Below are 24521 nucleotides of genomic sequence, written 5' to 3'. Positions count from 1 at the left end.
TGAGCGCACGTCAGGTGCGATCATTGGCCGAGCACTCAGCAGAGGATTCCCCCTGGCACGAGGTGGAGGTGACGATGACCGCGGCGGTGTTCAACCACGAAGGCCCGTGGACCGAAGAGGAGTACCTCGCCCTCGGCGAGACGCAGCAACGCGTCGAACTCTTCGACGGGAGCCTCCACGTGACCCCAGCCCCCACCCCCCGACACCAGAACATCTCCGGTGAACTGCGCGCGGCCCTACGGGCTCCGGCTCGCGAGGCCGGTCTGCACGTGTTGGAAGCCGTGAACGTCCGACTCAGGCCAGGCCGGATTCCCATCCCCGACCTCGTGGTCACCGGCCCGATCGACTTCGACGAACTCAACGTCGAAGCGGGTGACGTGCGGTTGGTGTGCGAGATCATCTCGGCGAGCAACGCATCCACCGACAAGGTGCTCAAGATGCATTACTACGCCTCCGCCGGGATCGAGTGGTACCTGCTGGTGGAGCAGGCGAATGGCACGCTGCACCTCTACCGTCGGCAGGGCAGCCACTACACCGAGCAGTCCGTGACCAGGCCGGGCGACCTGCTCGTGCTGACCGAGCCGGTGAAGGCCACCATCCGGCCGGAAGATCTGCTCCCCTGACGGGTGTCGGTCGACTGGCCTAGGGTCGGTCGCATGACCGAGTTCGACGCGGCCAGCGCCGCCGTCCAGGCCGCTCTCGACGCGGGGGCGCGGTACGCCGACGCGCGGGTGATGCACCGCCGCTACGAGTCGATGACGGCGCGCAACGGCGACGTGGAGGAGCTGACCCAGGACGAGAGCATCGGCCTCGGAGTCCGGGCGCTGGTCGGGGCGAGTTGGGGCTTCCACGCCGTACCCGATGTGTCGGACGCCGCCGCCCGCGACGCCGGCCGGCGCGCGACACGGACGGCCATGGCGAGCGCACGCGTGCCCGGCCCGGCGGTCGACCTGGTGCCGGTCGAGGCGGTGACGGCGAGCTGGGCCTCCGGCTGCCAGATCGACCCGCTCGGGGTTCCGCTGTCCGACAAGGGCGATCTGCTGGTCGGCGCGACCCGCACGATGACCGAGCACGGCGCTGACCTGGCCGAGGGCCTGTACCAGATCTGGGACACCGCCAAATGGTTCGTCTCCAGCGAGGGGCACCGGATCGACCAGCGGATCCGCGAGTGCGGCGGCGGCATCTCGGCCACCTCCATCGGCGACGGCGAGACGCAGCGGCGCTCCTGGCCCAGCTACCGGGGGCAGTACGGCACCACCGGATGGGAGCTTGTCGAGTCGCTCGACCTGGCCGCGCACGCCGCGCAGATCGCCGAGGAGTCCCGGGCGCTGCTCACCGCGCCGCCCTGCCCGGCCGGCGAGACCGACCTGATCCTCGGCGGCGAGCAGTTGGCCCTTCAGATCCACGAGTCGGTCGGGCACGCCATCGAACTGGACCGGATCCTCGGGTGGGAGGCCGCGTTCGCCGGCACGTCCTGGCTGGACCTGGCCCAGCTCGGCTCGCTGCGCTACGGCTCCGACCTGATGAACATCACAATCGACCCGACCATCCCGGGCGCGCTGGGCAGCTTCGGCTTCGACGACGAAGGCTCCCCCGCGGTCAAGCGGGACGCGGTCCGCGACGGTCGCTGGGTGGGTGTGCTCGCCGGCCGCGACTCGGCGGCCATGGCAAGCCTCGACTACGGCGGCAGCGTACGGGCCGACGGGTGGGCCCGGCTGCCGATGGTGCGGATGACGAACGTCGGCCTGGAACCCGGCCCGCACACCTTGGAGGAGATCATCGCGGCGACCGACGACGGTGTGCTGATGGACCTCAACCGGTCCTGGTCGATCGACGACAAGCGGCTCAACTTCCAGTTCGGCTGCGAGGTCGGTTGGGAGATCAAGAAGGGCCGGCGGGGGCGGATGCTGCGCAATCCCACGTACACCGGGATCGGGCCGCTGTTCTGGCGCTCGATGGACATGCTCTCCGGCGAGACGGTGCCCTGGGGCACCCCGAACTGCGGCAAGGGCCAGCCCGGCCAGATCGGGCACACCGGCCATCCAGCGGCGCCGGCCCGCTTCCGCAACGTCCGGGTGGGGGTCTCAGCGTGAGCGCGAGCGGACCTGGTGAGCTGGAGTTGGCCGGGCAGGTCGTCGAGCTGGTCCGGCGGCTCGGTGGGCCGGGCGCGCAGGCCGAGGCGGTGGTGACCCGGGCCGATCTGGCGCTTACCCGGTTCGCCAACTCGGCCATCCACCAGAACGTCTCCGAGTCGACAGTCGGTGTCCGGCTGCGGCTGTACCTGGACGGGCGGACCGCCGCCGGCAGCGGCAGCGTGGTGACCTCCGACGGGCTGCGCGCGCTGGTCGAGCGCACCCTGGCCGCCGCCCGACTCGGCCCGCTCGACCCGGCCTGGCCGGGGCTGGCGCCGCCCACGCCCGTGCCTGTGGCGCCGCCCGTCGACGAGGCGACCGCGTACGCCGAGCCGGATCAGCGGGCCGACCGGGTGGGCGCGTTCGTGGCCGCCACCGGGGGCCTGAGCACCGCCGGTTACTGCCGTACCGCGCACCGGTCGTCGGCGTTCGCCAACTCGGCCGGCCACTCGGCGTACGGCCGCTCCGCGGACGCCGCGATGGACGGCATCGCCCGCCGCGACGGCGCGGACGGGGTGGCACGGCGTTACGCCGACCGGCTGTCCGACCTCGACGGCGCCGAGCTGGGCGCGCACGCCGCCGCGAAGGCGCAGGCGGCGGTCGACCCGGTCGAACTGCCGCCGGGGCGGTACGAGGTGGTGTTCGAGCCGGCCGCCGTGGCGGACCTGTTGCAGAACCTGTCCTGGTACGGCTTCAACGGCAAGCGGTACGTCGAGCGGCAGTCCTTCGCCGAGCCGGGCGTGGCCCAGTTCGACAGGTCGGTGACCCTGGTGGACGACCCGTTGGGCGCGTCGGGGCTCCCGTTCGACGCCGAGGGCACCGGTCGGCGGGCACTGACCCTGGTCGAGGCGGGCACCACCCGCGCGGTGGCGCACGACCGGCGCACGGCCGTCGAGGCGGGTGCGGAGTCCACCGGGCACGCCGTCGCCGGTGGCGCCACCTGGGGTCCGATGGCCCACAACCTGCGCCTGTCCGGCGCGGTGGCTGGTCCGGTAAGCGCGGCGGGCCGGAGCACCACAGGCGCGGCGGCCGGCGCGGTCGGCGACGCGGACACCGCCGCGCTGGTCGCCGGGGTACGCCGGGGGCTGCTGGTGAGCGATCTCTGGTACACGAGGGTGCTCGACCCGAAGAGCCTGGTGATCACGGGGTTGACCCGCAACGGGGTCTGGCTGATCGAGGACGGCGCTGTCGTACGGGCGGTCCGTGACCTGCGGTTCACCGAGTCGTACCCCCGGGCGCTCGGGCCGGGCGCGGTGCTCGGGCTGGGCGCGCGGCCGGTGCTCCAACCGGACCGGGTGGACGGTGCTTGGTGGGCCGCGCCCCCGGTGCGGCTGGCGTCCTGGCACTTCACCGGGGGTGCCTCCGGGTGAGCCGGCCGGGCGGACAGTGACGTTCTTAACAACGGGCCATCGATCGGCGTGCCAGGGCTTTTCCGCAGGCCGGACACACGGGACACTCCCTTGCGCGGACGGCTCGGGAAGATCGGCGTAACGTGTGTCACTTAGCTGCGTCGGTCGATCCGGCGTGGTCGTTGGTGTGCGCATGACGTGGCAGCGGGTGCGGGTTCGCCGGTCCGCGTGCCGACCGGAGAAAGTTCAGCCCGCCCGTACGGGCCCGTCGAGGAGACGACTCGAATGACTTCAACGGCAACGAGGCCGCGGGGAGCGCGGGCGCGCGCCGCCATCGCGGCGAAGACGTTGCGTACCGACCGCTGGTGGTTCGCCCCGCTGATCACGGTGATCGGGCTCAGCGCCTGGGTCGCGTACGCGACGGTCCGGGTCTTCATGCACGACTTCTACTGGGTCGCGGATTACCACTACCTGACCCCGTTCTACTCGCCCTGCGTCACGGAGCGGTGCATCGAGGGCGCCTCGCACTTCGGCCGGTTCCTGCCCGGCTGGTGGATCATCCCGGACGCCGCGCTGACCCTGCCGTTCCTGCTGCTGTTCCGGCTCACCTGCTACTACTACCGCAAGGCGTACTACCGGTCGTTCTGGCTGTCCCCGCCGGCCTGCGCCGTGCCGGACGGGCACAAGGAGTACAGCGGTGAGACGCGTTTCCCGCTGCTCGGGCAGAACCTGCACCGCTACTTCTTCTACGCCGCCGCGATCATCTCGCTGATCAACACCTGGGACGCGATCCTCGCCTTCCACTCGCCGAAGGGCTTCGGCTTCGGGCTGGGCAACGTCATCCTCGTGCTCAACGTGGTGATGCTCTGGGCGTACACGATCTCCTGCCACTCCTGCCGGCACATCATCGGCGGTCGGCTCAAGCACTTCTCCAAGCACCCGGTGCGGTACAAGGCCTGGACGTTCGTCTCGGCGTTGAACGTCCGGCACATGCAGCTCGCCTGGATCACCCTCGGCACCCTGGCGCTCGCCGACTTCTACATCATGGCGCTCGCGGCCGGCTGGTTCTCCGACCTGCGGTTCATCAACTAAAGGGCCCCTGACATGACCACTACCACTCGCATCGAACGACACCACTACGACGTCGTCGTCATCGGGGCCGGCGGCGCCGGTCTGCGCGCGGCGATCGAGGCCCGGCTCGCCGGCAAGAAGACCGCGATCATCTCCAAGTCGCTGTTCGGCAAGGCGCACACGGTGATGGCCGAGGGCGGCGCCGCAGCCGCGATGGGCAACGTGAACAGCCGGGACAACTGGCAGGTGCACTTCCGCGACACGATGCGCGGCGGCAAGTTCCTGAACAACTTCCGGATGGCCGAGCTGCACGCGAAGGAGTCGCCGCAGCGGATCTGGGAGCTGGAGACGTACGGTGCGCTCTTCGACCGCACCAAGGACGGCAAGATCTCCCAGCGCAACTTCGGTGGCCACGAGTACCCGCGCCTGGCGCACGTGGGCGACCGGACGGGCCTGGAGCTGATCCGCACCCTCCAGCAGAAGATCGTCTCGCTCCAGCAGGAGGACCACCGGGAGTTCGGCTCGTACGACGCCCGGATCAAGGTGTTCTCCGAGACGACGATCACCGAGCTGCTGCTCGACGGTGACCGGGTCGCCGGGGCGTTCGGCTACTACCGGGAGTCGGGCGAGTTCATCCTCTTCGAGGCGCCGGCGGTCGTGTTGGCCACCGGTGGCGTCGGACGCTCCTACAAGGTCACCTCGAACTCGTGGGAGTACACCGGGGACGGGCACGCGTTGGCGCTGCGCGCCGGGGCAACGCTGATCAACATGGAGTTCCTCCAGTTCCACCCGACCGGCATGGTCTGGCCGCCGTCGGTGAAGGGCATCCTGGTCACCGAGTCGGTGCGCGGTGACGGTGGCGTCCTGAAGAACTCCGAGGGCAAGCGGTTCATGTTCGACTACGTCCCCGACGTCTTCCGCAAGCAGTACGCGGAGACCGAGGAGGAGGCGGACCGCTGGTACACCGACCCGGACAACAACAGGCGTCCGCCGGAGCTGCTGCCCCGCGACGAGGTCGCCCGCGCGATCAACAGCGAGGTCAAGGCCGGTCGGGGCTCCCCCGCCGGTGGTGTCTTCCTGGACATCGCGAGCCGGCGTTCGGCCGACGAGATCCGCCGCCGGCTGCCGTCGATGTACCACCAGTTCAAGGAGCTGGCCGACGTCGACATCACGGCCGAGCCGATGGAGGTCGGGCCGACCTGCCACTACGTGATGGGCGGCGTCGAGGTGGACCCGGACTCGGGTGCCGCCTTCGGCCACGTACGCGGGCTGTTCGCCGCCGGTGAGGTCTCCGGCGGTATGCACGGCTCCAACCGGCTGGGCGGCAACTCCCTGTCCGACCTGCTGGTCTTCGGCAAGCGAGCGGGCGGGCACGCGGCGAGCTACGCCGACGGGCTGGCCGCCCGGCCGAAGGTGGCCGTGGACGCGGTCGAGGCCGCCGTGGAGACCGCTCTGGCGCCGTTGCAGCGCGACACCGGCGAGAGCCCGTACACCCTCCAGCAGGACCTCCAGGCGGTCATGGGCGATCTGGTCGGCATCATCCGGCGCGAGGGCGAGTTGGCCGACGCGCTGGTCCGCCTCGCCGAGCTGCGCGAGCGGGTCGCCAAGGTGAGCGCGGTCGGTGGCCGGCGCTACAACCCGGGCTGGCACCTCGCCCTGGACCTGCGCAACATGCTCGTGGTCTCGGAGTGCACCGCGAAGGCGGCGCTGGAGCGGCAGGAGTCGCGCGGCGGGCACACCCGGGAGGACTACCCGGCGATGGAGCCGAAGTGGCGGCAGGTCAACCTGGTCTGCTCGCTGGACGGCGACACCGTACGGCTGACCCGCAAGCCGCTGCCGAAGATGCGACCGGAGCTGATCGGCCTCTTCGACCGGGCCGAGCTGGCCAAGTACCTCACCGACGAGGAGCTCGCCGACTTCGACGCTCTCGTCGCCGACGCTGGAGAGGCGGACAACCGATGAGCGCGAAGCGTCAGTTCCGGATCTGGCGGGGCGACGAGAGCGGCGGCGACCTGCAGGACTACATGGTCGAGGTGAACGAGGGCGAGGTCGTCCTCGACGTCATCCACCGCCTGCAGGCCACCGATGCGCCCGACCTGGCCTGCCGGTGGAACTGCAAGGCCGGCAAGTGCGGCTCCTGCTCCATGGAGATCAACGGCAAGCCGCGGTTGGGTTGCATGACCCGGATGTCGACCTTCGGTGAGGACGAGACCGTCACGGTCACCCCGCTGCGCACCTTCCCGGTCATCCGGGACCTGGTCACCGACGTCTCGTTCAACTACGAGAAGGCACGGGAGACGCCCGCGTTCGCCCCGCCGGCGGACGTCGCCCCTGGTGACTACCGGATGCAGCAGGTCGACGTGGAGCGCTCGCAGGAGTTCCGCAAGTGCATCGAGTGCTTCCTGTGCCAGACCGTGTGCCACGTGATCCGTGACCACGACGAGAACAAGCAGGCGTTCTCCGGGCCGCGGTACTTCATCCGGGCGGCCGAGCTGGACATGCACCCGCTGGACACCCGGACCGACCGCAAGGAGTACGCGCAGGCCGAACAGGGCCTCGGATTCTGCAACATCACCAAGTGCTGCACCGAGGTCTGCCCGGAGCACATCAAGATCACCGACAACGGGATCATCCCCATGAAGGAACGGGTCGTCGACCGCAGGTACGATCCCCTTGTGTGGCTTGGTAGCAAGATCTTCCGGCGGGGCGAGACGCCCCAGACCAGCGTGACCACCGCCCGTCAGGGCTCGGCGACGTCGTCGGGCGCGACCCGGGGCGGGGTCCACTCGCACGCGGGTGGCTCCCACGACCCCCGGGCCGAGGCGCAGGCACAGAGCGGCGTCAACTGGGATCGGGAGGTGCCCCACCCGACGGCTCCGGCGGTCGACGACCGGGGCAGGCTGCCGCTGACCGAGCTCACCTTCGACCGGGCCGCCGCGCCGTCGCCGTTCGGCGACGACGTGACCTTCCCGCTGCCTCCGGAGCACTTGAACTTCGCCCACCCGGAGCAGGACGACAAGCACTGATCACCCGAACGACAACGGGGGCCGCGGCACCAGCCGCGGCCCCCGTCCCGTTCCGGGAGGTCAGCGCTTTTTCAGGTGGGGGCGGAGGGCCGCGACGATGGGGGCGTCGGCGGGGAGCCAGGTGACCGAGCCCAACTCGTCGGCGGTGAGCCAGCGCAGCGCCTCGTGCTCCAGGGCCTGCGGTTCGTCAGTACCGACCAGGCGGGCCGCGTACACCTTGAGCACGGAGCGTCCGTGGGCCATCCGCACGTTGCGGCCGACCCGGTCGCCGATCTCGACGCGTACGGCAAGCTCCTCGGCGCACTCCCGGATCAGCGCCTCGGTCTCGCCCTCCCCCGGCTCGACCTTTCCGCCGGGGAACTCCCACATGCCCGCCACCTCGGGTGGGGCGGAACGCGCACAGGCGAGCACCCGCCCGTCCCGGATGATCGCCGCTCCCACGATCACCTTCAGGTCCCGTCGTTCGGTCTGCCCGCCGCCATTCGCCCGTTCGGTCCGCACGGGCGTCCAGGGTGCCAGATCAATCGGCGGTTTGGGTACCGTAACCGGCCGCTAGGCCAGGAGAACCCGGAAGTGTGGGCGTGGACACCCCTTCCGAGCGACGACAGACTAGAGGGCACCGACAAGGCACGGGATGGCGACGATTTGGCCACAAGCCGGCAACGACGCTTGGGGGGTGCGGTGATGCGCGTGCTGTTCAACAGCCGGTCCAAGCACGACTACCTTTCCGACGCGTTGACCTTGCTATCTGGTTGGACGCGGGAAGGCGAGCAGATCCGCCGGACTCTGGTGATCGACGATACCCAACACGCGGCGCTCACCGAACGCGTGAAGGTGGTCGCCGACGCGCTGCACCTGCGCCCCGAGATCAGTCGGCGGTCCGACAGCACCCAGATTCGCGTCGGGCACGGCAACGGGGAGCCGCTGACCGAGGGCGAGGTCCTGCTGGCCGCCCGCATCGAGGACGCGTACCGGGCGGTCACCGAGTCCTGAGTTTCCTGAGTTTCCTGAGTTGGTTGCTGAGATGTACAGGTTTCGCGAAAGGCGCCTGGGGTACCAATCTCGTGCGGGAGCAGACAACCGCCCCCATACCGGAGATACCCCTCTGATATAGCGCATTTCAGGAGCTGACATGACCACGCCCACGCAGAATCGCGCCAACGACCACGTCGAGCACGCCGGCCAGCACGACGTACGCCGCGTCCACCGCCACGGCGACGAGACCAAGCCGTCCTGGAAGACCACCGAGCTGGCCGTGTACGTGCTGGCCGTGATCGGCGTGCTGATCGCCTCGAACGCCGTCGGCGACGGCGCCGCGGACAACGGCGCCGACTACTTTGCCGCCGACAAGGCGTGGTGGTACATCACCCTGCTGACCATCGGTTACCTGGTGAGCCGCGGTCTGGCCAAGTCGGGCAGCCGCAGCGCGAGCCACGACCCCCGCAACGACCACTGACGTACCGCCGCTCCCTCGAAGCCCCGCGCTTCCCGCTCTCCGGCGGGTGGCGCGGGGCTTTCCCATCACCGCCGGCGTCCGCGAGTTCGTCCGCGCCGCGGCAGGCGCGAACCCCGATGAGGTACGGCGACCGGCTGGCGCCGGTTTCCTAACCTGGTTCGCATGGCGAACATCGCGTACGACCGCAAGGAGCAGGTCCAGCAGATCCAGAGCGGGCTGCTCGACGGTGAGCAGATCATCGCCGTCTACGACGCCGTCGGCACCGGCACCGGCTTCATCGGGCTGACCGACCGGCGCGTCATCATCCAGGACCGCTCGTTCGTCGGGAAGCGCTTCGCGATCACCAGCATCCCGTACTCGAAGATCACCAGCGTGAGCGTGGTCAGCAACAAGTCGTGGGGAGGCTCGTTCTTCTCCACCGGCGCCATCGCCATCCACGTCGGCACGCACACCTACGAGGTGGAGTTCCGTGGCGCGCAGAAGAGCCACCACGTGCACAACGTGATCCTGCACCACATCTCCTGACCGTACGACAGCTGAGGGCCCGGCCGGCGTAAATGCCTTGCCGGGCCCCGGCCGTCTCTGGTGTCCTCGGTCGACAGCCGCGCGAAGGGAGCAGCCGCCATGCCAGACACGACGAAGTCCCCCGAAACCATCGTCATCCGATCCGAGGAATCGAGACTTCGTGAGCAGATCTGCTCCCCTGACCACGGCGCGGTCACGCGCCACTGACACCAACCCCGGAGGCCGCTGATGTCGGTCTTCGACGATCCCGGCCTCTTCGGCCGGCTGTGGGCCGCCGACTACGACATCGGCAACCCCGACCCGACGTACGCTGTGGCCTTCCTGGCCGACCTGGCCGACGGCGGTCCGGTCCTCGAACTGGCGATCGGCACCGGCCGTGTCGCGTTGCCCCTTGCCGAACGCGGGCTCACCGTGCACGGCGTGGAGGCGTCCGAGGAGATGATCGCGCAGATGCGGGCGAAACCGGGTGGTGACCAGATCCCGGTGGTCGTCGGCGACATGGCGGACGTACCTGTGGAGGGTGAGTTCCGGCTCGCCTACCTGGTCTTCAACACGCTGTTCAACCTGGTGGACGCCGAGCGGCAGGCGGATTGTTTCCGCAACGTCGCGCGGGTGCTGTCACCGGGCGGAGCGTTCGTCATCGAGACGTTCGTGCCGGACCCGCGTAGCTTCGACTCGGACGAGCGGGTGCAGGTGTGGGCCGTCACGGAGGACTCCGCGACGATCCGACTGCATCAGTACGACAGGCCTGCGCAGCGGTTCATCAGGCAGACGATCACGTTCGACAGCGCGGGTGTCCACCTGAAGCCGTTCGCCATGCGGTACGCCTGGCCGCACCAGATCGACGAGATGGCGCAGCAGGCGGGGCTCCGGCTCACCGAGCGGTACGCCGACTGGCACCGACGGCCGTTCACCGCCGACAGCCCGTCGCACATCTCCGTCTACCGCGTCCACTAGCGGAGTGATCGACTCGGGTTCCGGAGACTCGGGTGTCATCGCCACGATGGCACCCCGACCTCAGGAACCCGAGTCGATCTCCCGCCGCCCGAAGGGTGAGATGCCATGAGCAGACGGGCCATCCAGGCGATCCTGGCCGTGTCGGTCGTTCTGATGGTGACCGGCATCATCCTCAAGGTGACCGGGGACGGCGGCGCCGACACCGCTGGCGGGGCAGCGGTGTCGCTCGCCTCGGTGGGTTCGATCGTGGCCGCCATCGGCTCGTCCTTCCGGGCCTCCCGTGACGGCGACAGCCGGGACCGGAAGTCCGGCTGAGGCCCGGCCCCGTACCGCTTGAAGCGGAATCTGCTGAGAGCAGCCTCCGCTGGCCCGCGACGGGCCACGTCAGGTCGACTGGGGGCATGTCGTCGAATCCGGTCCGCTTCCCGCGCACCTCGCCGTACTGGCCGGTGGTGAGTCACCCGCTGCTGCGGCGGGTCCTGCCCGGGTTGGCGGTGTCCGCGCTCGGTGACGGCATGGCCGTGGTTGCGGTTATCTGGCTCGCCGTCGAACTCGCCCCGTCCGGTCAGCGTGAAACCTGGATCGCGCTGGCCGTGGCGGCGTACACCCTGCCCAGCGCGGCCGGGACGGTCCTCTTCGCAAGGCTGCTGCGCGGCCGCGGCAGTCCCTGATCGCCGAACTGCTGCCGCAGCGCCACCACCTGCCGGCCAACGCGGTGCTCGGCACCATCGGAGGGTTCGCCACAATCGTCGGTCCGCCACTGGCGGCATCCTGATCGGCTGGGTCGGGGCGGTGTGGGTCATCGCCATCGACGCCGCCACCTTCGCCGCGCTGGCACTGACGTACCGCCTCGCCCTGCCTCCCGCAGGCAGCGTCGACGGGTACGAGCGCGGCGCCTCGCGTACCGCCGGTTTCGCCGTCATCCGCCGCAACCCCGCGCTGCTGGGTCTCCTGGTGCTGAGTCTGTGGTTCTTCTTCCTCTTCGGACCGGTGTACGTGGCCATGCCGATCCACATCGCCGACGACCTGCACGCGTCCGCGACACTGCTCGGCGCCTACTACACGCGTTCGGCATCGGCGGTCTCACCGGAGGCCTCATCGCCGGGTACCTTCGTCGCTGGCCGCTGCGCGCCACCACCATCGGCATCGTCGTCGCGTTCGGCGTCGCGATGCTGCCCCTTGGCCTGGGCGCACCGATCGGGGTGTCGTGGCCGGCGTTCGCCCTGGCGGGCCTCATCTGGGCGCCGTACATGTCGACGTCGATGGCGCTGTTCCAGAGCAGCGCGTCCGTCGCGCAACTCCCGGCGGTGCTTGCCGCGAACGGCGCCGTCCTCGTGCTGGCGGTGCCGCTGGGGACGATGCTCGGCGGCCCGCTCGTCGGTGCCCTCGGCGCACGCCCGACGCTGCTGCTCTGCGCGGCGGCGATCGTGGCGCTCGGCCTGGTCGCCGGGGGATCGCGCTCTCCCGGCGGAGCACGCGACCCTCCGGCGACCCGGCCCCCACAGAGGTCGGTGTCAGTCGCTGATGCGGGCGTCGTCCGGCGCCGGCCGGCCGCGTTCGATCGCCTCGGCGATCCGCTTGATCCGGCGCAGACGGGCGTCCCAGGTGGCGCCGACCGCCGACAACTGGGCGACCGCGCGGGCGAGTTGCGCCTCGTCGACCTGGTAGTGCCGCTCGCGGCCGGCCGGCTCGGCGTGGATGAGCCCGACCCGGTCCAGGACCGCCAGGTGCTTCGAGACGGCCTGGCGGGTGACGGGTAACCGCCTGCTCAGCGACGTCGCGGTGCCCGGCCCATCGGACAGAAGAAGATCGATCATCGTACGCCGGGTCGGGTCGCCGATCGCCGACCACAGCTCATCGTCGACGGCAGTGCTCATGCGGCGGCGACCAGCCGCGCGACGTACGCGCCCAGCTTCGGCATGTAGTGGTCCCAGCCGTTCACGTGGTCCCGGTACTGCTCCTCGAGGACGGCGATCTCCCAGCCCATCTCGCGGAACCCGGTCTCGGTCATCCGTACCTGGGTGCCCGCGCCGCTCGGCGTGAGGTCGAAGGTGACGAGCAGCGACTGCCCCCTGCGATCCGCGTCGGTGTAGCACCACCGGAAGGAGAACCGCCTCGGCGGGTCGACCTCGACGACGGCGAGCGCGACTGTCGTCGTCTCACCGGTGTCGCCGTTGCGCCACACCAGCTCGCCGGGTGCGCCCGCGACCGACTCGAACCGCGCGTCGTCGGGCCACCACTCCCGCATGTGCTCGGGTCGACTGACCACCTCGAAGACGACCTCGGGAGACGCGTCGACATGGATGTCCCGTTCGATGGTTCCCTGTTCCATGACCACAACCTTTCGCAACCTTTGGTTGCACTGAACCTACGACACTCGGGCGTGATTCGCAACCTTGCGTTGCGCCTCCCGGTGTTTGTCGGACCCGGCGCGCAGAATGCCTGCCATGTCTGAGCCAGCTCCGCACCGGCACCACGTCATCGACTACGTCGAGCTTCCGGTGACCGACATCGCCGAGGCCAAGCGCTTCTACGCCGACGCGTTCGGCTGGGAGTTCACCGACTACGGGCCCGGTTATGCAGGCATCCGCAGCCCGCACGGCGACGCCGCGCCCGAGGTGGGTGGCCTCCGTCTGGACCAGAACATCCGGAGGGGCGGCCCGCTCGTGCTGCTCTACTCCGACGATCTGGACCAGTCGGCGCAGGCCGTGAAGGACGCCGGCGGCCAGGTGACGAACGGGCCGTACGAGTTCCCGGGCGGGAGGCGATTCCACTTCACCGACCCCAGCGGCAACGAGCTGGGCGCCTGGGCGGAGCAGTAGCTGCCTGCCAGCCCGGCCGGTCCCACCGGTCGACGCGTTGGTCGACGAACGCGTGACGAGCGGCAGCGGACGACGCGGCTACGATTCTGACGTGGTAGCGACCAGCGGTGTCACGGATGCGGAGCGGTTACGCCGCATCGAGGCGGTGACCGACGCGACGCTGTCCCGGCTCGATGTCGCCGACCTCTTCGACGAGCTGCTCGACCGGGTCCGCGAACTGCTGCACGTCGACACCGCCGCCATCCTGCTTCTGGACGTGCACGCCCGACAACTCGTGGCCACCGCCGCCAAGGGGTTGGAAGAGGAGGTCCGGCAGGCCTTCCGGGTCTCGATCGGCCAGGGCTTCGCCGGCCGGATCGCCCTCACCCGCCAGCCGGTGATCATCGAGTACGTCACCGCCGACAAGGTGGTCAACCCGCTCCTACTGGAGAACGGGGTCCGATCCCTGCTCGGCGTACCGGTCTTCACGCGCGGTGAACTCATCGGCGTCCTGCACGTCGGGACCCTCACCCCGCGCAGGTTCGCCGCGGACGACGTCCGGCTGCTCGAACTGGTCGCCGACCGGATCGGCGTGGCAAGCCAGGCCCGGGCTCACAGCCTGAACCAGAACGCCGCCCTGGCCCTGCAACGAAGTCTGCTCCCCACCGAGTTGCCCAGGGCGCCGAATCTGGAGATGGCCGCCCGGTACGTTCCCGGTCACGTCTCCGGCGTCGGCGGCGACTGGTACGACGTCTTCACCCTCCCATCCGGATGGCTGGGAGTGGTCGTCGGTGACGTGTCGGGGCACGGGTTGCAGTCGGCTGTGGTGATGGGGCGGATCCGAAGTGCCCTGCGCGCGTACGCCCTGGTCTCGGACGACCCGGCGGAGGCGCTGACCCTCCTCGACCGGAAGGTCAACCACTTCGAGACCGGCAGCCTCAGCACCGCGATGTACGCGATGATCTCCCCGGACGGCGCGACCATCCGCATCTCCCTGGCCGGGCACCTGAGCCCCGTGCTGGTTGCGCCATCGCAGCCCGCCCGGCTGCTCGCCGTGCAGGTCGACCCACCGCTGGGCATCGGCTACCGGACGCCGCAGCGGCGCAGCACAACTGTGGACTTTCCGCCCGGCGCGGTCCTCGTCGGCTACACCGACGGGCTCGTCGAACGCCGCGGCGAACTGATCGACACCGGTTTCGCCCGTCTGACGTCCGCGGTTCCCCTCGCCTCTCCCGACACCGTCTGCGCCACAGTCATGACGGCCCTGGACACCGAGAACCCCAACGATGACGTCGCCCTGCTTGTCATCCGTCGAACAGCCCCGGACCCGACCGACCAGGTCAGCTGACCGTCACAGCCGCCGGGCACGCAGCACGGCGGTCAGCATCGGCAGGGTGAACTCGCCGTCGGCGGTTTCGGGCCTGCTGCCGAGGAAATCGCGGATCCGGCCCAGTACGGCTTCCCGGTCCGGCTCTCCCATGACCAGCAGGCCTGCCCGCGTCGCGAGTGTCGCGACGAGGGAGTCGGCGGTGCGGAGCTGCCCGTGCGGGAACTCGACATGCGTCGGAGAGTTGAACCGGGCGACCATGCCGGCGCCCGGTACCAGCATGTCCGCCGTCGCCGCGCGCCAACTGCTCACCGTATCACGGGGGCCGATGGCCGCGCTTCCGCTGACCCGTTGAAGGTCGGCGATCCAGTCGATCCGGTCGTCCAGGACGTTCCACAGCCCGGCCAGGACACCTCCGGGCGCGAGGACCCGGGCGATCTCCGGCCCCGCGACGGCCATGTCGAACCAGTGCATCGCGTTGCCGGCCAGTACGGCGTCGACTGACGCCTCAGGCAACGGGATCGCCTCAGCACTGCCCGGCAGGGCACGGACGGCCGGCAGCGCGTGGCGCAGCTCGGCGAGCATCGCCGGATCGGGTTCGACAGCGACAACCTCCGCACCCAGCGCGACAAGCGTTGCGGACAGTTTGCCGGTGCCGGCCCCGAGGTCGAGCACCCGAGGACCGGGCGCCGGCTCGAGCGCCCACCGCACCGCGTCCTGCGCGTAGTCCGGGCGGTGCTCGGCGTACGCGGTCGCCGCCGCACCGAACGAGGAGCTGAGCAGGATCCGGTCGTCCACGCGCTCACCCTACGTCGAGCACCACTGTGGTAGGTGCCCGACGCGAACGGTTCCGCTGGAGAGCGTCAGGATCAGGGACAGCCTCGCCGACTTCTGCGAGACGCACCACTCCCGCCTGCCCCACCAGTACTGGCAGGACCCCATCCCCCGGGCTCGTGAGTACCTGCGCCAGCACACCCCGCCCTGGGTGTAGTTCAGCCCTCCAACGCGCGGGCAGCGACAGCGGCCGGCGCGTGGCAGGCTCCCCGAGCATGATCGATGAATTCGCGAAGGAGTACCTGCACAGCGACCTGCGAGAGATGCGCGAAGCGCTGCTCTGGAAACTCGACGGACTGTCCGAGTACGACATCCGCCGTCCCCTGACCTCGACCGGAACCAACCTTCTCGGCCTGGTCAAACACCTGTCGATATGGGAGGCCACCTACTTCGGCGAGGTCTTCGACCGACCCTTCCCCGAAGCGCTTCCCCGGTGGGACGACGACGCCCTGCGGCAGGGTCTGGACATGTGGGCGACCGAGCAGGAGACGCGCGAGGACATCATCGACAGCTACCGTCGCGTGTGGCAGCACTCGGACGCCACGATCACGGCCCTCGCCATCGACGCACCCGGCCGCGCGCCCTGGTGGCCGCAGCCCGATGTGAAGCTGTTCGCCATCCTGGTCCACATGCTCATCGAGACCAGCCGGCACGTCGGGCACGCCGACATCCTGCGCGAACAGCTGGACGGATCGACCGGGACGATAGCCAGGAGGGCACCCGCCGAACACGACGCGGCCTTCTGGGAGGCCCGACGCGCAACCATCGAGCGAGCCGCCAGAGCCGCCGACCCCAGCACTGCCTGACAGCGCAGACGGCCGGACTCAGACGTTGAAGCGGAACTCCATCGGGTTCCGCCGTCACAGAGCGGCCTCATAACTCAGGGCACCCACTGCCGCCGGGGGCCACCGTCGACTAAAATGAACATTGGTTCACCAAAAGGAGGCGATGGGGTGAGAACGCCGGAACAGAATCAGGCCCTGAGGGCCGCGACGCGCGAATCGATCGAGCTCGCCGCCGTCCGAGCCTTCGCTCGACACGGTTACGCTGCATCAAACATCCGACAAATCGCCGAAGAAGCCTCGCTCAGCATCGGATCGATCTACCGACACCACGCGAGCAAGGAAGCCCTCTTCGAAGCGCTGCTCGAGCGCGCCTTGACCGGTCTCGCCGCAGCAGCCGGCGGACTCTCGAGAGATGGCGATCCGCTCGCACTGGCCCGCGGATTCACCCGCGCGTTCCTCACCGACCTCGCGAGCGACCACGGCCCAGCCGAGTTCTACCGGGTGATCAACCAGGGGTTTCTGACGGATACGCCGCCGGGCACTGCCGCACGGCTGGCGGTTGGCCAACAGGCGCTGTGGAACGCTTTCGCCGACCTGGTGCGGCGGGGCCAAGCCTCGGGACAGTTCGCGGCAGGCGACCCCGTTCAATTGACCGCGTACTACTTCGCGATGCTGTCCGGCATCGCGACCTTGCGCCTGGTCAGCGAGAAGACACCGATCGATTCAGGCGTCGACATCGCGCTGCGCCTGCTGAGCGCGGAGGGACGTCCATGATCGAGATCAAACGCGGTGACGAGCTCGGCGAGAATTCCCGCCGAGACATTGCCCGAGTCCTCGTCAACGGGTTCGCCGAAGACTTCGAGTACTTTTCAACAGACCCGGAGGTCCTCACAGACGCGTTCGCGCACATGATCATCCTCAAGCGCTTCTACGCGGCGCTCGTCGATGGCCAACCCGCAGGGATTGCCAGCGTTACCGAGGGGGATCAGGAATGCTTTGCACCTTCCCGCCGTGAAATGCAACGTGCACTGGGTCGCTGGCACGGACTGTTCAGCTATGTGATCGTCAGGAGCCAGTTCCTCGGGGCATTCGACGGTGCACGGCACGGCCTCGCGGAGATAGGCTTCGTGACCACCGCGCCGCAGCACCAGGGAAAGGGCGTGGCGACGGCCCTCATGAACCGCGTGCTGCAGCTGCCCTACGACGAGTTCGTGCTTCGCGAGATCAAGGACACGAACACGCCAGCGCTGGCCCTCTACCGCAAGCTCGGATTCCGGGAGTCGCACACGCGCCCGATGAAGTTCGCCAAGCGTGCGGGCTTCTCTGCGTACGTATCGATGAGTCTCAGGACCGGTGAGTAGCGCGAGGGTGCGGCGGGCGCGCCTGACCGCGGTCAGACGTTGAAGCGGAACTCCACCACGTCGCCGTCCTGCATGACGTACTCCTTGCCCTCGATGCGGACCTTGCCCGCCGCCTTGGCCGCCGCCATCGAACCGGCCGCGACCAGGTCGTCGTAGGAGACCACCTCGGCCTTGATGAAGCCGCGCTGGAAATCGCTGTGGATGACACCCGCGGCCTCCGGCGCGGTCGCGCCGACCGGGACGGTCCAGGCGCGTGCTTCCTTGGGGCCGGCCGTGAGGTACGTCTGGAGGCCGAGCGTGCGGAAGCCGACGCGGACGAGCTGGTTGAGGCCGGGCTCGTTCTGCCCGATCGACTCCAGCAGCTCGCGGGCCTCGTCCTCGGGCAGGTCCACCAGCTCAGACTCGATCTTGGCGTCCATGAAGACGGCCTCGGCCGGGGCGACCAGGGCGCGCAGCTCGTCGAGGAACGTCTCGTTGGCCAGTTCGGCCTCGTCGACGTTGAAGACGTACAGGAACGGCTTGGTGGTGAGCAGGTGCAGCTCGCGCAGGTGCTCCAGCTCGATTTTCGCGGCGGCGGCCCCGGAGTACAGGGTGGTGCCGCCGTCGAGCACCTCGATGGCGGCCTTCGCGGCGGCGACCGCGGCGAGGCGGTCCTTGCGGAGCTTCGCCTCCTTCTCCAGCCGGGGCAGCGCCTTGTCAAGCGTCTGCAGGTCGGCGAGGATCAGCTCGGTGTTGATCGTCTCGATGTCGTCGGCCGGGGAGACCTTGCCGTCGACGTGCACCACGTTCGGGTCGGAGAAGGCGCGGACGACCTGGCAGATCGCCGAGGCGTCGCGAATGTTGGCCAGGAAGGCGTTGCCCCGGCCCTGCCCCTTCGACGCGCCACGCACCAGACCGGCGATGTCGACGAACGACACAGGGGCGGGCAGCACCTTCTGCGACGAGAAGATCTCGGCCAGCTTGCCCAGCCGCTCGTCGGGCAGCCCGACCACGCCGACGTTTGGCTCGATGGTGGCGAACGGGTAGTTCGCCGCCAGCACGTCGTTCTTGGTCAACGCGTTGAAAAGCGTGCTCTTGCCGACGTTGGGCAGGCCGACGATGCCGATGGTGAGACTCACGACGGGCCAGCTTACGCCGGTCCCGACCGGGCCGGTCCAGGCGGCTCCGATTCCACCGGGCCGGACGCCGGCCCTGGTCACGACTCGACGGATCCCGACGCTGGAATCCCGTTGCTACCCTCTCTGTGTCGCGTGCGACGTGAGGGGGCGTTGTGGACCAGCTGACCGAGTTCGACAGGCTGTTCCAGCAGACCCGACAGGCACTGGCGTCGATGCGTTCCACCGGGCAGGTCCCCGACGGCCTGGACGTCGAGCCGGCACGGGGCACCGGCTCCGCGGCGGGCGGTCAGGTCGAGGTCGTTGCGGTCGGCCAACGCGTCGAGTCGGTGACGGTTGACCCGCGCGCCCTGCGGATGGGCGCCGAGATGCTCGGCGAGCAGATCACCCTGGCGGTAAACGCCGCGCTGGACGACCTGCGCCTTGCCGCAGGTGAGGCTACGGACGCGCCGGCGGTGGACCCGGTGGCGCTGGGCCAGCAGCTCGACGAGTTGCAGAACGAGTCGGTGCGCAGCATGGCGGCGATGACCGACGCGCTCACCGACGCGGTGCGGCGCATCCAGCAGGCAGCGAGGTGATGGCATGCGCGAGGACCTACAGGTGCACCCGCCCGCGCTGCGGCAGGGCGGCGGCCACCTGACGACTGTGGCCGAGCAGCTCGCCGCGCAGTGGGAGGCGCTCCGCGCACGGACGGCGTCGATGGGCGACATCTTCGGCGACGACGACGTCGGCGGCCTGATCGGCATGTCGTACCAGGTGGCCGAGGAGATCGCGGCCGAGTGCCTCGGGTCGGTCGTCGAAGGGCTGCGCGGCTTCGGTGACGGGCTGAGCCTGATGGCCGACCAGTACGACCTGGTGGAGCAGGACAACGACGCCCAGTTCACGACGATGAGCTGGTAGGCGGATCGATGGGAATCATGCTGCCCGGCGAACTCGCCGGCCTGCTGAACGAGCTGGGCTACACCTGGCCCAAGTCGGACGAGACGAAGATGTTCGAACTCGGTCAGATGTGGATGGAGATGGCCGAGTCGCTGAACAACGCGGCGGCGGAGGGTACGGCTGCCGCGCAGCGGGTGCTGGACGGCAACCAGGGCGACGCGCTCGCCGCGTTCCAGCAGCGCTGGGAGTCGGGCGGCTCGGCGATATCGGTGCTCCGCGACGGCGGCACCGGCGCGCAGATGGTGGCCGCGACGCTGTTCGTGTGCGCGCTGATCGTCCTCGCCCTGAAGATCAACGTGATCGTCCAGCTGATCATCCTGCTGGTGCAGATCATCCAGGCGCTCGCGACGGCCGCGCCGACGTTCGGCGCCTCGCTGCTGGAGATCCCCGTCTTCAAGAAGCTCACCGACATCGTCCTGAACATGCTGATCGACCAGGCCATCGGGGTGGTACTGGGATGACCTCTTCCCTGCCGGAGCTGTATGTCGGCGTCGACGTGGAGGCGGACGGGCCGATCCCCGGGCCGTACAGCATGATCTCGCTGGGCATGGCCGTGGCCGGGCGTCCGGACCTGACGTTCTACACCGAGCTGCGGCCCATCTCCGACGAGTTCGTGCCGGCCGCGCTGGCCGTGTCGGGTCTGGACCGGGACCGCCTGCTGCGCGAGGCGCCGACCGCCCCCGAGGCGATGGCATCGGCGGCGGCCTGGGTCAACGGGCTCCGCCGGATCGGTCGTCCGGTCTTCCTCGCCGCGCCCGCCGTCTGGGACGGCATGTTTCTGCACTGGTACTTCGTACGTTTCGTCGGCCACAGCCCGTTCGGCGCCACCGGGTCAGGAGTGGATCTGCGCAGCTACTGGATGGGGTTGACCGGCAGCGAGTGGGTCCAGACCCGCAAGGGCAAGATCAAGCACGAGCTGGGTCTGCAGGACGTGCCACACACCCACCACGCCGGCGAGGACGCCGCCGAGCTGGCGCAGGTCTTCGACGCCGTACTGCGCCGCCGGCAGTCGGGCGGGCCACGATGACCGGCCGTCGGCGGGACCTGCCGGACGGCGCCACCACTGCCGCCCGGGGCATCGTGGCGCAGGCCGCCCGGAGCATGATGCGGCGGGCCGACGACGTGGCGGGCGAGGCCGCCGAGACGGCGACCACCCGTGCCGCCCGCCAGATACCGCAGGGCTTCACCGAACGGCAGTGGACCCGCTTCGCCCGGGGCGCCCGGCAGACCCAACGGCAGGCCGGGCTGCCCGACGGGGACCTGGTCGCCCACGGCAGTCGGGTGAAGGGCACCGCCCGCCCGGACTCCGACATCGACGTGGCGCTCATCGTCGACGACAAGACCTTCTTCGACCTCGCCGAACGCTCCCTGTCCCGGGCGCCGGACGGCACCCGGCTGCGCAAGACGATGCTGCGCCGGATCAACGAGAACGGTCAGCTCGCCAGCTTCGATTTGGGCACCGACTTCACCCACCTGCGGCGCGAACTGATGGACACGCACGTACCGCACAAGGTGCAGTTCTCCGTGCTGCGCCGGGGCGGCAAGTTTGACAACGGCCCGTTCCTCCCGCTCGATTGAGCGGATTCGCATCTGGCAAGGTGGCAGACGTGCAGACGACGTTGCAGTTCCTCATCATGGTCGACGGCCCGCTCACGGCGGCGGAGCTGCTCGACCTGGTCCGCACCCGCCTGCCCGGCGCGGTGCCCTACCGCCGGGACTCGGTGGACGTCCGAGGCAACCTGCTGGAGATCAACCCCAACGAGGACGCCAACCCGCAGCTCGCCGCCACCGACGAGGACGACTACCTCTACTTCCGGTGGCGGGTGGAGCTGACTCCGATGGACCGGACGGTCGACGAGGCACACCAGATCGCCCTCGCCCGGGAGCTGCTGCGGGCGATCGAGGGACCACAGGTGCGGGCGACCGTGTGCGCCGCGTTCGAGGACCGGGTCTGACCCGCGCTCAGCCGAGCAGGCGGGGAGCGATGACCGCCTCCCGCACACTGCCGTCCGCGCCGCGGCTCACCTCGTACGCCGAGACGCCCTCGCGGTCCGCGATCGCCTCGACCAGTTGGGTGCCCCGGTAGACGAGGCCGACACCGTCGTCGGTGCAGTGGCTGGTGGGCAGCGTCCCGTCGCCGACCAGCTCGTGCATCAGCGGCCGCCGCTGGGCCTCGCTGTCGTAGTGCACCCCGTTGCCGTACGGCAGCCAGGCCAGCCCCTCCGTGAAGCCGCGCAGTCGGGGGCCGAAGCTGTCGGTGGCGCCGCCCACGTGCCAGCAGATCGAGCCGGCGGAGACGCCGGCCAGCACCACGCCGGCCTGCCAGCACTCGTGCAGGATCTCGTCGAGCCCGTGCACCCGCCAGACTGCCACGAGATTGGCCACGCTGCCGCCGCCCACCCAGACGACGTCCTGGGCGAGCAGGTGGGCGCGGACGTCGTCCACGTTCGGCATCGGGAAGAGGGCGAGGTGCGACAGCCGGAACCGGGTGTCGGCGAACGCGCCGTACACGGCTGTCAACGAGGTGGGCTGGTCGCCGACGGCCTGCCCGAGGTAGCACACCCGGGGCTGCTCCCCGGCCTGGGCCAGCTCCGCCGCCAGCTCGAAGACCGGGCTGGGACGCATGTCGTACGGCCCTCGGTCGCCCCGGAAGAAGCCCATGCTGGTGGCGATGATCGTCGGGTCGCTGGCGGGCATTCGTCGTCTCCTTCGTCGGTGCTGACGGCGTCCATCCTGCCGCAGCCCACACCCGGGCCGAGGGTGACGCCGCTCAGCAGGCCCGGCGCTGGCGGGGCACCACCACGGCGTCGGCCGGCAGCCCGTCGACGGGCGACTCACCCGCGGGCAGCTGCGCGGCTGCGGCGCGCGGCAGGGTGAACCGCTCGGGCGCGGCCGGACCGGCCGCGGTCGACTCCCGGAGCATCCACAGCACCTCGTCAGTCGTCCAGCCGAGGCTCGGGCGACGGGCAATCTCCCGGAGCAGTCGCCTGCCGACGCGGGTGTCGTCGTCGTAGAACCTCATGCACCAGTGGTGCGTCCACATGCCGAGCGCCCGCAGACCGGCGTCGTCGAGCGAGTGGGCCAGACGACCGCAGGCGGTGTCGGCGAATGGCCGCTCGATGTCGCCCGCCCGGTCCCGTTCGAGGGCACCGACCGCGGCCGGCCCGACGGCCCGCATCCGGCGGTAGAAGGACTGGGCCACCGCCCGGGGCAGCGGCGGGAACGCGCCAGGTGTCGACACCGCCGCCCGACCCGCCACGCTCGCCATCGCCGCACCCCTTCTTGAATTGGTGGCCGGACATTACCCGGGACGACTGACACTTCCGGGCGGAAACCTCCCCCGGATCAAGGGGTTCGCGGCACCGGAGACCCCGTCGTGACGCAGACCTCCTGATCACCGTGGCGGGAACCGGCCGCGGAGGTGGGAGGGTGGCGAGGCAGAGCAGAGGAGACAGCGATGACCACCCTGGCCCGGGTGCCCGACTCACTCACCGGGCAGCTCGTCACGCCCGGCGACCGTCGGTACGCGCAGCTGCGCTCGACGTACACGACCACCGCCTCACCGGCCGCCGTCCTGCTGCCGAAGACCACCGCGCAGGTGGCCGACGCGATCCGCTACGCCCGGGAGCAGCGGCTGCCGATCGCCGTCCGCAGCGGCGGGCACGGCCTGTCCGGCGTCTCCTCCAACAACGGTGGCCTGGTCATCGACCTGTCCATGCTCAACCGGGTGCGGGTGCTCGACGGGCGCGCCGGCCTGGTCCGGGTCGAGGCGGGCGCCCGCTGGGCGAACGTCGCGAAGGCGCTGGCCCCGTACGGCCTGGTGATCAGCTCGGGCGACCACGGCGGCGTGGGAGTCGGCGGCCTCGCCACCGGCGGTGGTGTCGGCTGGCTGGTCCGCGCCCACGGACTCACCATCGACCGCGTCCGCGCGGTGGAGGTGGTGCTCGCGGACGGGACGCTGGTACGCGCCGACGCCCAGCACGAGCCGGACCTGTTCTGGCTGGTCCGGGGCGCCGGTGCGGGGGCGGGGATCGTGGTGGCGTTCGAGATCGAGGCCGTCGAGCAGCGCAACGTCGGGGTGGCGCAGCTCGTCGTCAAGGCACACCCGGACGGCCGGACCCTCCGCGAGTGGGCGAGTTGTCTGGCGCAGGCCCCCCGGGAGCTGTCCGCGGCCGTCGTGCTGTTCGCCCAGGGGCGCTCGGCGCTGATGTCCGTCACCGCAGTGGTCGCCGCCGAGAGCCTGCGCCGGGTCCGCCCCGTGGTGGAGCCGCTGCTGGCCATCGGCAAGTTGCTCGAACACCGGACCGACCTGCTGCCCTACCCGACGTTGGTGCCTACCGCGCACCTGCATTCGAACGTCGGACAGCAGCGGGGCACGACCACGAACGGCCTGTTCAGCGCGCTGGACGATGGCGGAGCACGGGCGTTGATGCGGGCGGTGACCGGGCCGGGCCGGGCGGTGCTCCAGCTCCGCTCGCTGGGCGGGGCGGTGAACGACGTCGCCGCGGACGCGACGGCGTACCCGCACCGGCACCAGGATGTCCTGGTCGTGGCCTCGGTGTTCCCGCCGCAGGGCGACGCGGCGTTGGACACCGCCTGGCGGGGCGCCGCAGGTCGGGCCGACGGCTCGTACGTCAATTTCGAGAGCCGGCCGGACCCGGCGGCGTTCGCCCGGATCTACCCGGGCGAGACGGGCGCGCGGGTGCGGCGGCTCTGGCGACGGTACGACCCGGACGGCGTGTTCCGCTCGCCCCTGCTGACGGCGCGACCCCAACGGTCGGGACAGCAGGTACGGTCCGGCCGGCAGGCGCGATCCGGTCAGCCGCACCGGCGTCGCCGCTGA

Annotated in this window: 31 protein-coding genes; 24 read left to right on the top strand and 7 right to left on the bottom strand. The window is 70.1% G+C overall.

Features of this window, described 5'->3' with window-relative positions; all coding sequences use genetic code 11:
• Window positions 1-74 precede the first annotated feature (74 nt).
• From ACFY1S_RS11935 to ACFY1S_RS11910, 6 genes are all read left to right on the top strand, one after another.
• A complete protein-coding gene (locus tag ACFY1S_RS11935; RefSeq protein WP_387115838.1) occupies window positions 75-623 on the top strand; it encodes a Uma2 family endonuclease in 549 nt (182 codons plus the stop codon).
• A 33-nt stretch (window positions 624-656) separates the two neighbouring features.
• Window positions 657-2093, top strand: a complete 1437-nt coding sequence (locus tag ACFY1S_RS11930; protein ID WP_387115835.1) for a TldD/PmbA family protein — start codon at window positions 657-659, stop codon at window positions 2091-2093.
• A complete protein-coding gene (locus tag ACFY1S_RS11925) occupies window positions 2090-3502 on the top strand; it encodes a TldD/PmbA family protein (RefSeq protein WP_387115831.1) in 1413 nt (470 codons plus the stop codon). Before ACFY1S_RS11930 ends, ACFY1S_RS11925 begins: the two co-directional genes overlap by 4 nt.
• 264 nt (window positions 3503-3766) lie before the next feature.
• Window positions 3767-4573 (top strand): hypothetical protein, encoded by an 807-nt coding sequence (locus tag ACFY1S_RS11920; RefSeq protein ID WP_387115827.1) that lies wholly within the window; start codon window positions 3767-3769, stop codon window positions 4571-4573.
• 12 nt (window positions 4574-4585) lie between these two features.
• Window positions 4586-6514 (top strand): fumarate reductase/succinate dehydrogenase flavoprotein subunit, encoded by a 1929-nt coding sequence (locus ACFY1S_RS11915; RefSeq protein ID WP_357988123.1) that lies wholly within the window; start codon window positions 4586-4588, stop codon window positions 6512-6514.
• Complete coding sequence (locus ACFY1S_RS11910) at window positions 6511-7578, top strand: succinate dehydrogenase/fumarate reductase iron-sulfur subunit (protein WP_357988126.1); 1068 nt, start codon at window positions 6511-6513, stop codon at window positions 7576-7578. The genes ACFY1S_RS11915 and ACFY1S_RS11910 overlap by 4 nt, the downstream gene beginning before the upstream one ends.
• A 60-nt stretch (window positions 7579-7638) precedes the next feature.
• Here the strand turns inward: ACFY1S_RS11910 and ACFY1S_RS11905 are convergent, their stop codons facing one another.
• Window positions 7639-8079, bottom strand: coding sequence for a (deoxy)nucleoside triphosphate pyrophosphohydrolase (locus ACFY1S_RS11905; protein ID WP_387115823.1), 441 nt, complete (start codon window positions 8077-8079; stop codon window positions 7639-7641).
• 183 nt (window positions 8080-8262) lie between these two features.
• Between ACFY1S_RS11905 and ACFY1S_RS11900 the strand changes: the two genes are divergently transcribed.
• The 6 genes from ACFY1S_RS11900 to ACFY1S_RS11875 all read left to right on the top strand — a co-directional run bounded on the left by ACFY1S_RS11900 (window position 8263) and on the right by ACFY1S_RS11875 (window position 11187).
• Entirely contained in the window at window positions 8263-8571 is a 309-nt protein-coding gene (locus ACFY1S_RS11900; protein WP_139585519.1) for a 4a-hydroxytetrahydrobiopterin dehydratase, read from the top strand.
• Window positions 8572-8710: 139 nt separating this feature from the next.
• On the top strand, window positions 8711-9034 hold the full coding sequence (locus tag ACFY1S_RS11895; protein WP_387115819.1) for a hypothetical protein: 324 nt from the start codon (window positions 8711-8713) through the stop codon (window positions 9032-9034).
• Window positions 9035-9196: 162 nt separating this feature from the next.
• Window positions 9197-9559, top strand: a complete 363-nt coding sequence (locus ACFY1S_RS11890) for a PH domain-containing protein (RefSeq protein WP_139585517.1) — start codon at window positions 9197-9199, stop codon at window positions 9557-9559.
• Between the two features lie 228 nt (window positions 9560-9787).
• The gene (locus ACFY1S_RS11885) at window positions 9788-10516 is read left to right on the top strand and encodes a class I SAM-dependent methyltransferase (RefSeq protein ID WP_387115815.1); all 729 of its coding nucleotides are present in this window, start codon (window positions 9788-9790) and stop codon (window positions 10514-10516) included.
• 105 nt (window positions 10517-10621) lie between these two features.
• On the top strand, window positions 10622-10831 hold the full coding sequence (locus ACFY1S_RS11880; protein ID WP_387115813.1) for a hypothetical protein: 210 nt from the start codon (window positions 10622-10624) through the stop codon (window positions 10829-10831).
• 86 nt (window positions 10832-10917) lie between these two features.
• The gene (locus ACFY1S_RS11875; protein ID WP_387115810.1) at window positions 10918-11187 is read left to right on the top strand and encodes a hypothetical protein; all 270 of its coding nucleotides are present in this window, start codon (window positions 10918-10920) and stop codon (window positions 11185-11187) included.
• A gap of 843 nt (window positions 11188-12030) precedes the next feature.
• On the opposite strand, the gene ACFY1S_RS11870 is transcribed toward ACFY1S_RS11875, so the two are convergent.
• Window positions 12031-12393 carry an ArsR/SmtB family transcription factor gene (locus tag ACFY1S_RS11870; RefSeq protein ID WP_387115806.1) on the bottom strand — a complete coding sequence of 121 codons (363 nt, stop codon included), beginning with the start codon at window positions 12391-12393 and terminating at the stop codon, window positions 12031-12033.
• Window positions 12390-12848 carry an SRPBCC domain-containing protein gene (locus ACFY1S_RS11865; RefSeq protein WP_387115803.1) on the bottom strand — a complete coding sequence of 153 codons (459 nt, stop codon included), beginning with the start codon at window positions 12846-12848 and terminating at the stop codon, window positions 12390-12392. Before ACFY1S_RS11865 ends, ACFY1S_RS11870 begins: the two co-directional genes overlap by 4 nt.
• Before the next feature lie 115 nt (window positions 12849-12963).
• Here ACFY1S_RS11865 and ACFY1S_RS11860 point away from each other — a divergent pair, with 115 nt between their 5' ends.
• On the top strand, window positions 12964-13338 hold the full coding sequence (locus tag ACFY1S_RS11860; protein ID WP_387115800.1) for a VOC family protein: 375 nt from the start codon (window positions 12964-12966) through the stop codon (window positions 13336-13338).
• Between the two features lie 91 nt (window positions 13339-13429).
• The gene (locus tag ACFY1S_RS11855) at window positions 13430-14665 is read left to right on the top strand and encodes a PP2C family protein-serine/threonine phosphatase (protein WP_387115797.1); all 1236 of its coding nucleotides are present in this window, start codon (window positions 13430-13432) and stop codon (window positions 14663-14665) included.
• Between the two features lie 3 nt (window positions 14666-14668).
• Here ACFY1S_RS11855 and ACFY1S_RS11850 read toward each other — a convergent pair whose 3' ends face one another.
• Window positions 14669-15442 (bottom strand): class I SAM-dependent methyltransferase, encoded by a 774-nt coding sequence (locus ACFY1S_RS11850; protein ID WP_387115794.1) that lies wholly within the window; start codon window positions 15440-15442, stop codon window positions 14669-14671.
• Between the two features lie 251 nt (window positions 15443-15693).
• On the opposite strand from ACFY1S_RS11850, the gene ACFY1S_RS11845 reads away from it, so the two are divergent.
• The 3 genes from ACFY1S_RS11845 (at window position 15694) to ACFY1S_RS11835 (ending at window position 17624) form a co-directional block, all read left to right on the top strand.
• Entirely contained in the window at window positions 15694-16284 is a 591-nt protein-coding gene (locus tag ACFY1S_RS11845; protein ID WP_387115791.1) for a DinB family protein, read from the top strand.
• A gap of 147 nt (window positions 16285-16431) precedes the next feature.
• Window positions 16432-17037: a TetR/AcrR family transcriptional regulator gene (locus ACFY1S_RS11840; protein WP_387115788.1), complete on the top strand. Its 606-nt coding sequence runs from the start codon at window positions 16432-16434 to the stop codon at window positions 17035-17037.
• Window positions 17034-17624: a GNAT family N-acetyltransferase gene (locus ACFY1S_RS11835; protein ID WP_387115785.1), complete on the top strand. Its 591-nt coding sequence runs from the start codon at window positions 17034-17036 to the stop codon at window positions 17622-17624. Before ACFY1S_RS11840 ends, ACFY1S_RS11835 begins: the two co-directional genes overlap by 4 nt.
• A gap of 32 nt (window positions 17625-17656) precedes the next feature.
• Here ACFY1S_RS11835 and ychF read toward each other — a convergent pair whose 3' ends face one another.
• Window positions 17657-18742 (bottom strand): redox-regulated ATPase YchF, encoded by a 1086-nt coding sequence (gene ychF, locus ACFY1S_RS11830; RefSeq protein ID WP_364375241.1) that lies wholly within the window; start codon window positions 18740-18742, stop codon window positions 17657-17659.
• 152 nt (window positions 18743-18894) lie between these two features.
• Here ychF and ACFY1S_RS11825 point away from each other — a divergent pair, with 152 nt between their 5' ends.
• From ACFY1S_RS11825 to ACFY1S_RS11800, 6 genes are read left to right on the top strand one after another with little or no spacing between them, the layout of a single operon-like run.
• Window positions 18895-19317: a YbaB/EbfC family nucleoid-associated protein gene (locus ACFY1S_RS11825; protein WP_387115781.1), complete on the top strand. Its 423-nt coding sequence runs from the start codon at window positions 18895-18897 to the stop codon at window positions 19315-19317.
• Window positions 19318-19321: 4 nt separating this feature from the next.
• Window positions 19322-19639, top strand: a complete 318-nt coding sequence (locus tag ACFY1S_RS11820) for a hypothetical protein (RefSeq protein ID WP_364375247.1) — start codon at window positions 19322-19324, stop codon at window positions 19637-19639.
• An 8-nt stretch (window positions 19640-19647) separates the two neighbouring features.
• Window positions 19648-20139: a hypothetical protein gene (locus tag ACFY1S_RS11815; protein ID WP_387115776.1), complete on the top strand. Its 492-nt coding sequence runs from the start codon at window positions 19648-19650 to the stop codon at window positions 20137-20139.
• Entirely contained in the window at window positions 20136-20705 is a 570-nt protein-coding gene (locus ACFY1S_RS11810) for an exonuclease (RefSeq protein ID WP_387115774.1), read from the top strand. Before ACFY1S_RS11815 ends, ACFY1S_RS11810 begins: the two co-directional genes overlap by 4 nt.
• Window positions 20702-21256 carry a nucleotidyltransferase domain-containing protein gene (locus ACFY1S_RS11805; protein WP_387115771.1) on the top strand — a complete coding sequence of 185 codons (555 nt, stop codon included), beginning with the start codon at window positions 20702-20704 and terminating at the stop codon, window positions 21254-21256. The genes ACFY1S_RS11810 and ACFY1S_RS11805 overlap by 4 nt, the downstream gene beginning before the upstream one ends.
• A 29-nt stretch (window positions 21257-21285) precedes the next feature.
• Window positions 21286-21633 (top strand): hypothetical protein, encoded by a 348-nt coding sequence (locus ACFY1S_RS11800; RefSeq protein ID WP_387115768.1) that lies wholly within the window; start codon window positions 21286-21288, stop codon window positions 21631-21633.
• A 7-nt stretch (window positions 21634-21640) separates the two neighbouring features.
• On the opposite strand, the gene ACFY1S_RS11795 is transcribed toward ACFY1S_RS11800, so the two are convergent.
• The gene (locus ACFY1S_RS11795) at window positions 21641-22375 is read right to left on the bottom strand and encodes a Type 1 glutamine amidotransferase-like domain-containing protein (protein ID WP_387115766.1); all 735 of its coding nucleotides are present in this window, start codon (window positions 22373-22375) and stop codon (window positions 21641-21643) included.
• Window positions 22376-22448: 73 nt separating this feature from the next.
• Window positions 22449-22946 (bottom strand): hypothetical protein, encoded by a 498-nt coding sequence (locus ACFY1S_RS11790; RefSeq protein WP_387115763.1) that lies wholly within the window; start codon window positions 22944-22946, stop codon window positions 22449-22451.
• Between the two features lie 189 nt (window positions 22947-23135).
• Between ACFY1S_RS11790 and ACFY1S_RS11785 the strand changes: the two genes are divergently transcribed.
• Complete coding sequence (locus tag ACFY1S_RS11785) at window positions 23136-24521, top strand: FAD-binding oxidoreductase (protein WP_387115760.1); 1386 nt, start codon at window positions 23136-23138, stop codon at window positions 24519-24521.

Origin of the sequence: Micromonospora sp. NPDC000663 (assembly GCF_042898105.1) — a bacterium.
Classification (GTDB): Bacteria; Actinomycetota; Actinomycetes; order Mycobacteriales; family Micromonosporaceae; genus Micromonospora.
The sequence above is the reverse complement of the archived record's forward strand: the minus strand, read 5'-3'. Positions and strand labels throughout refer to the sequence as shown.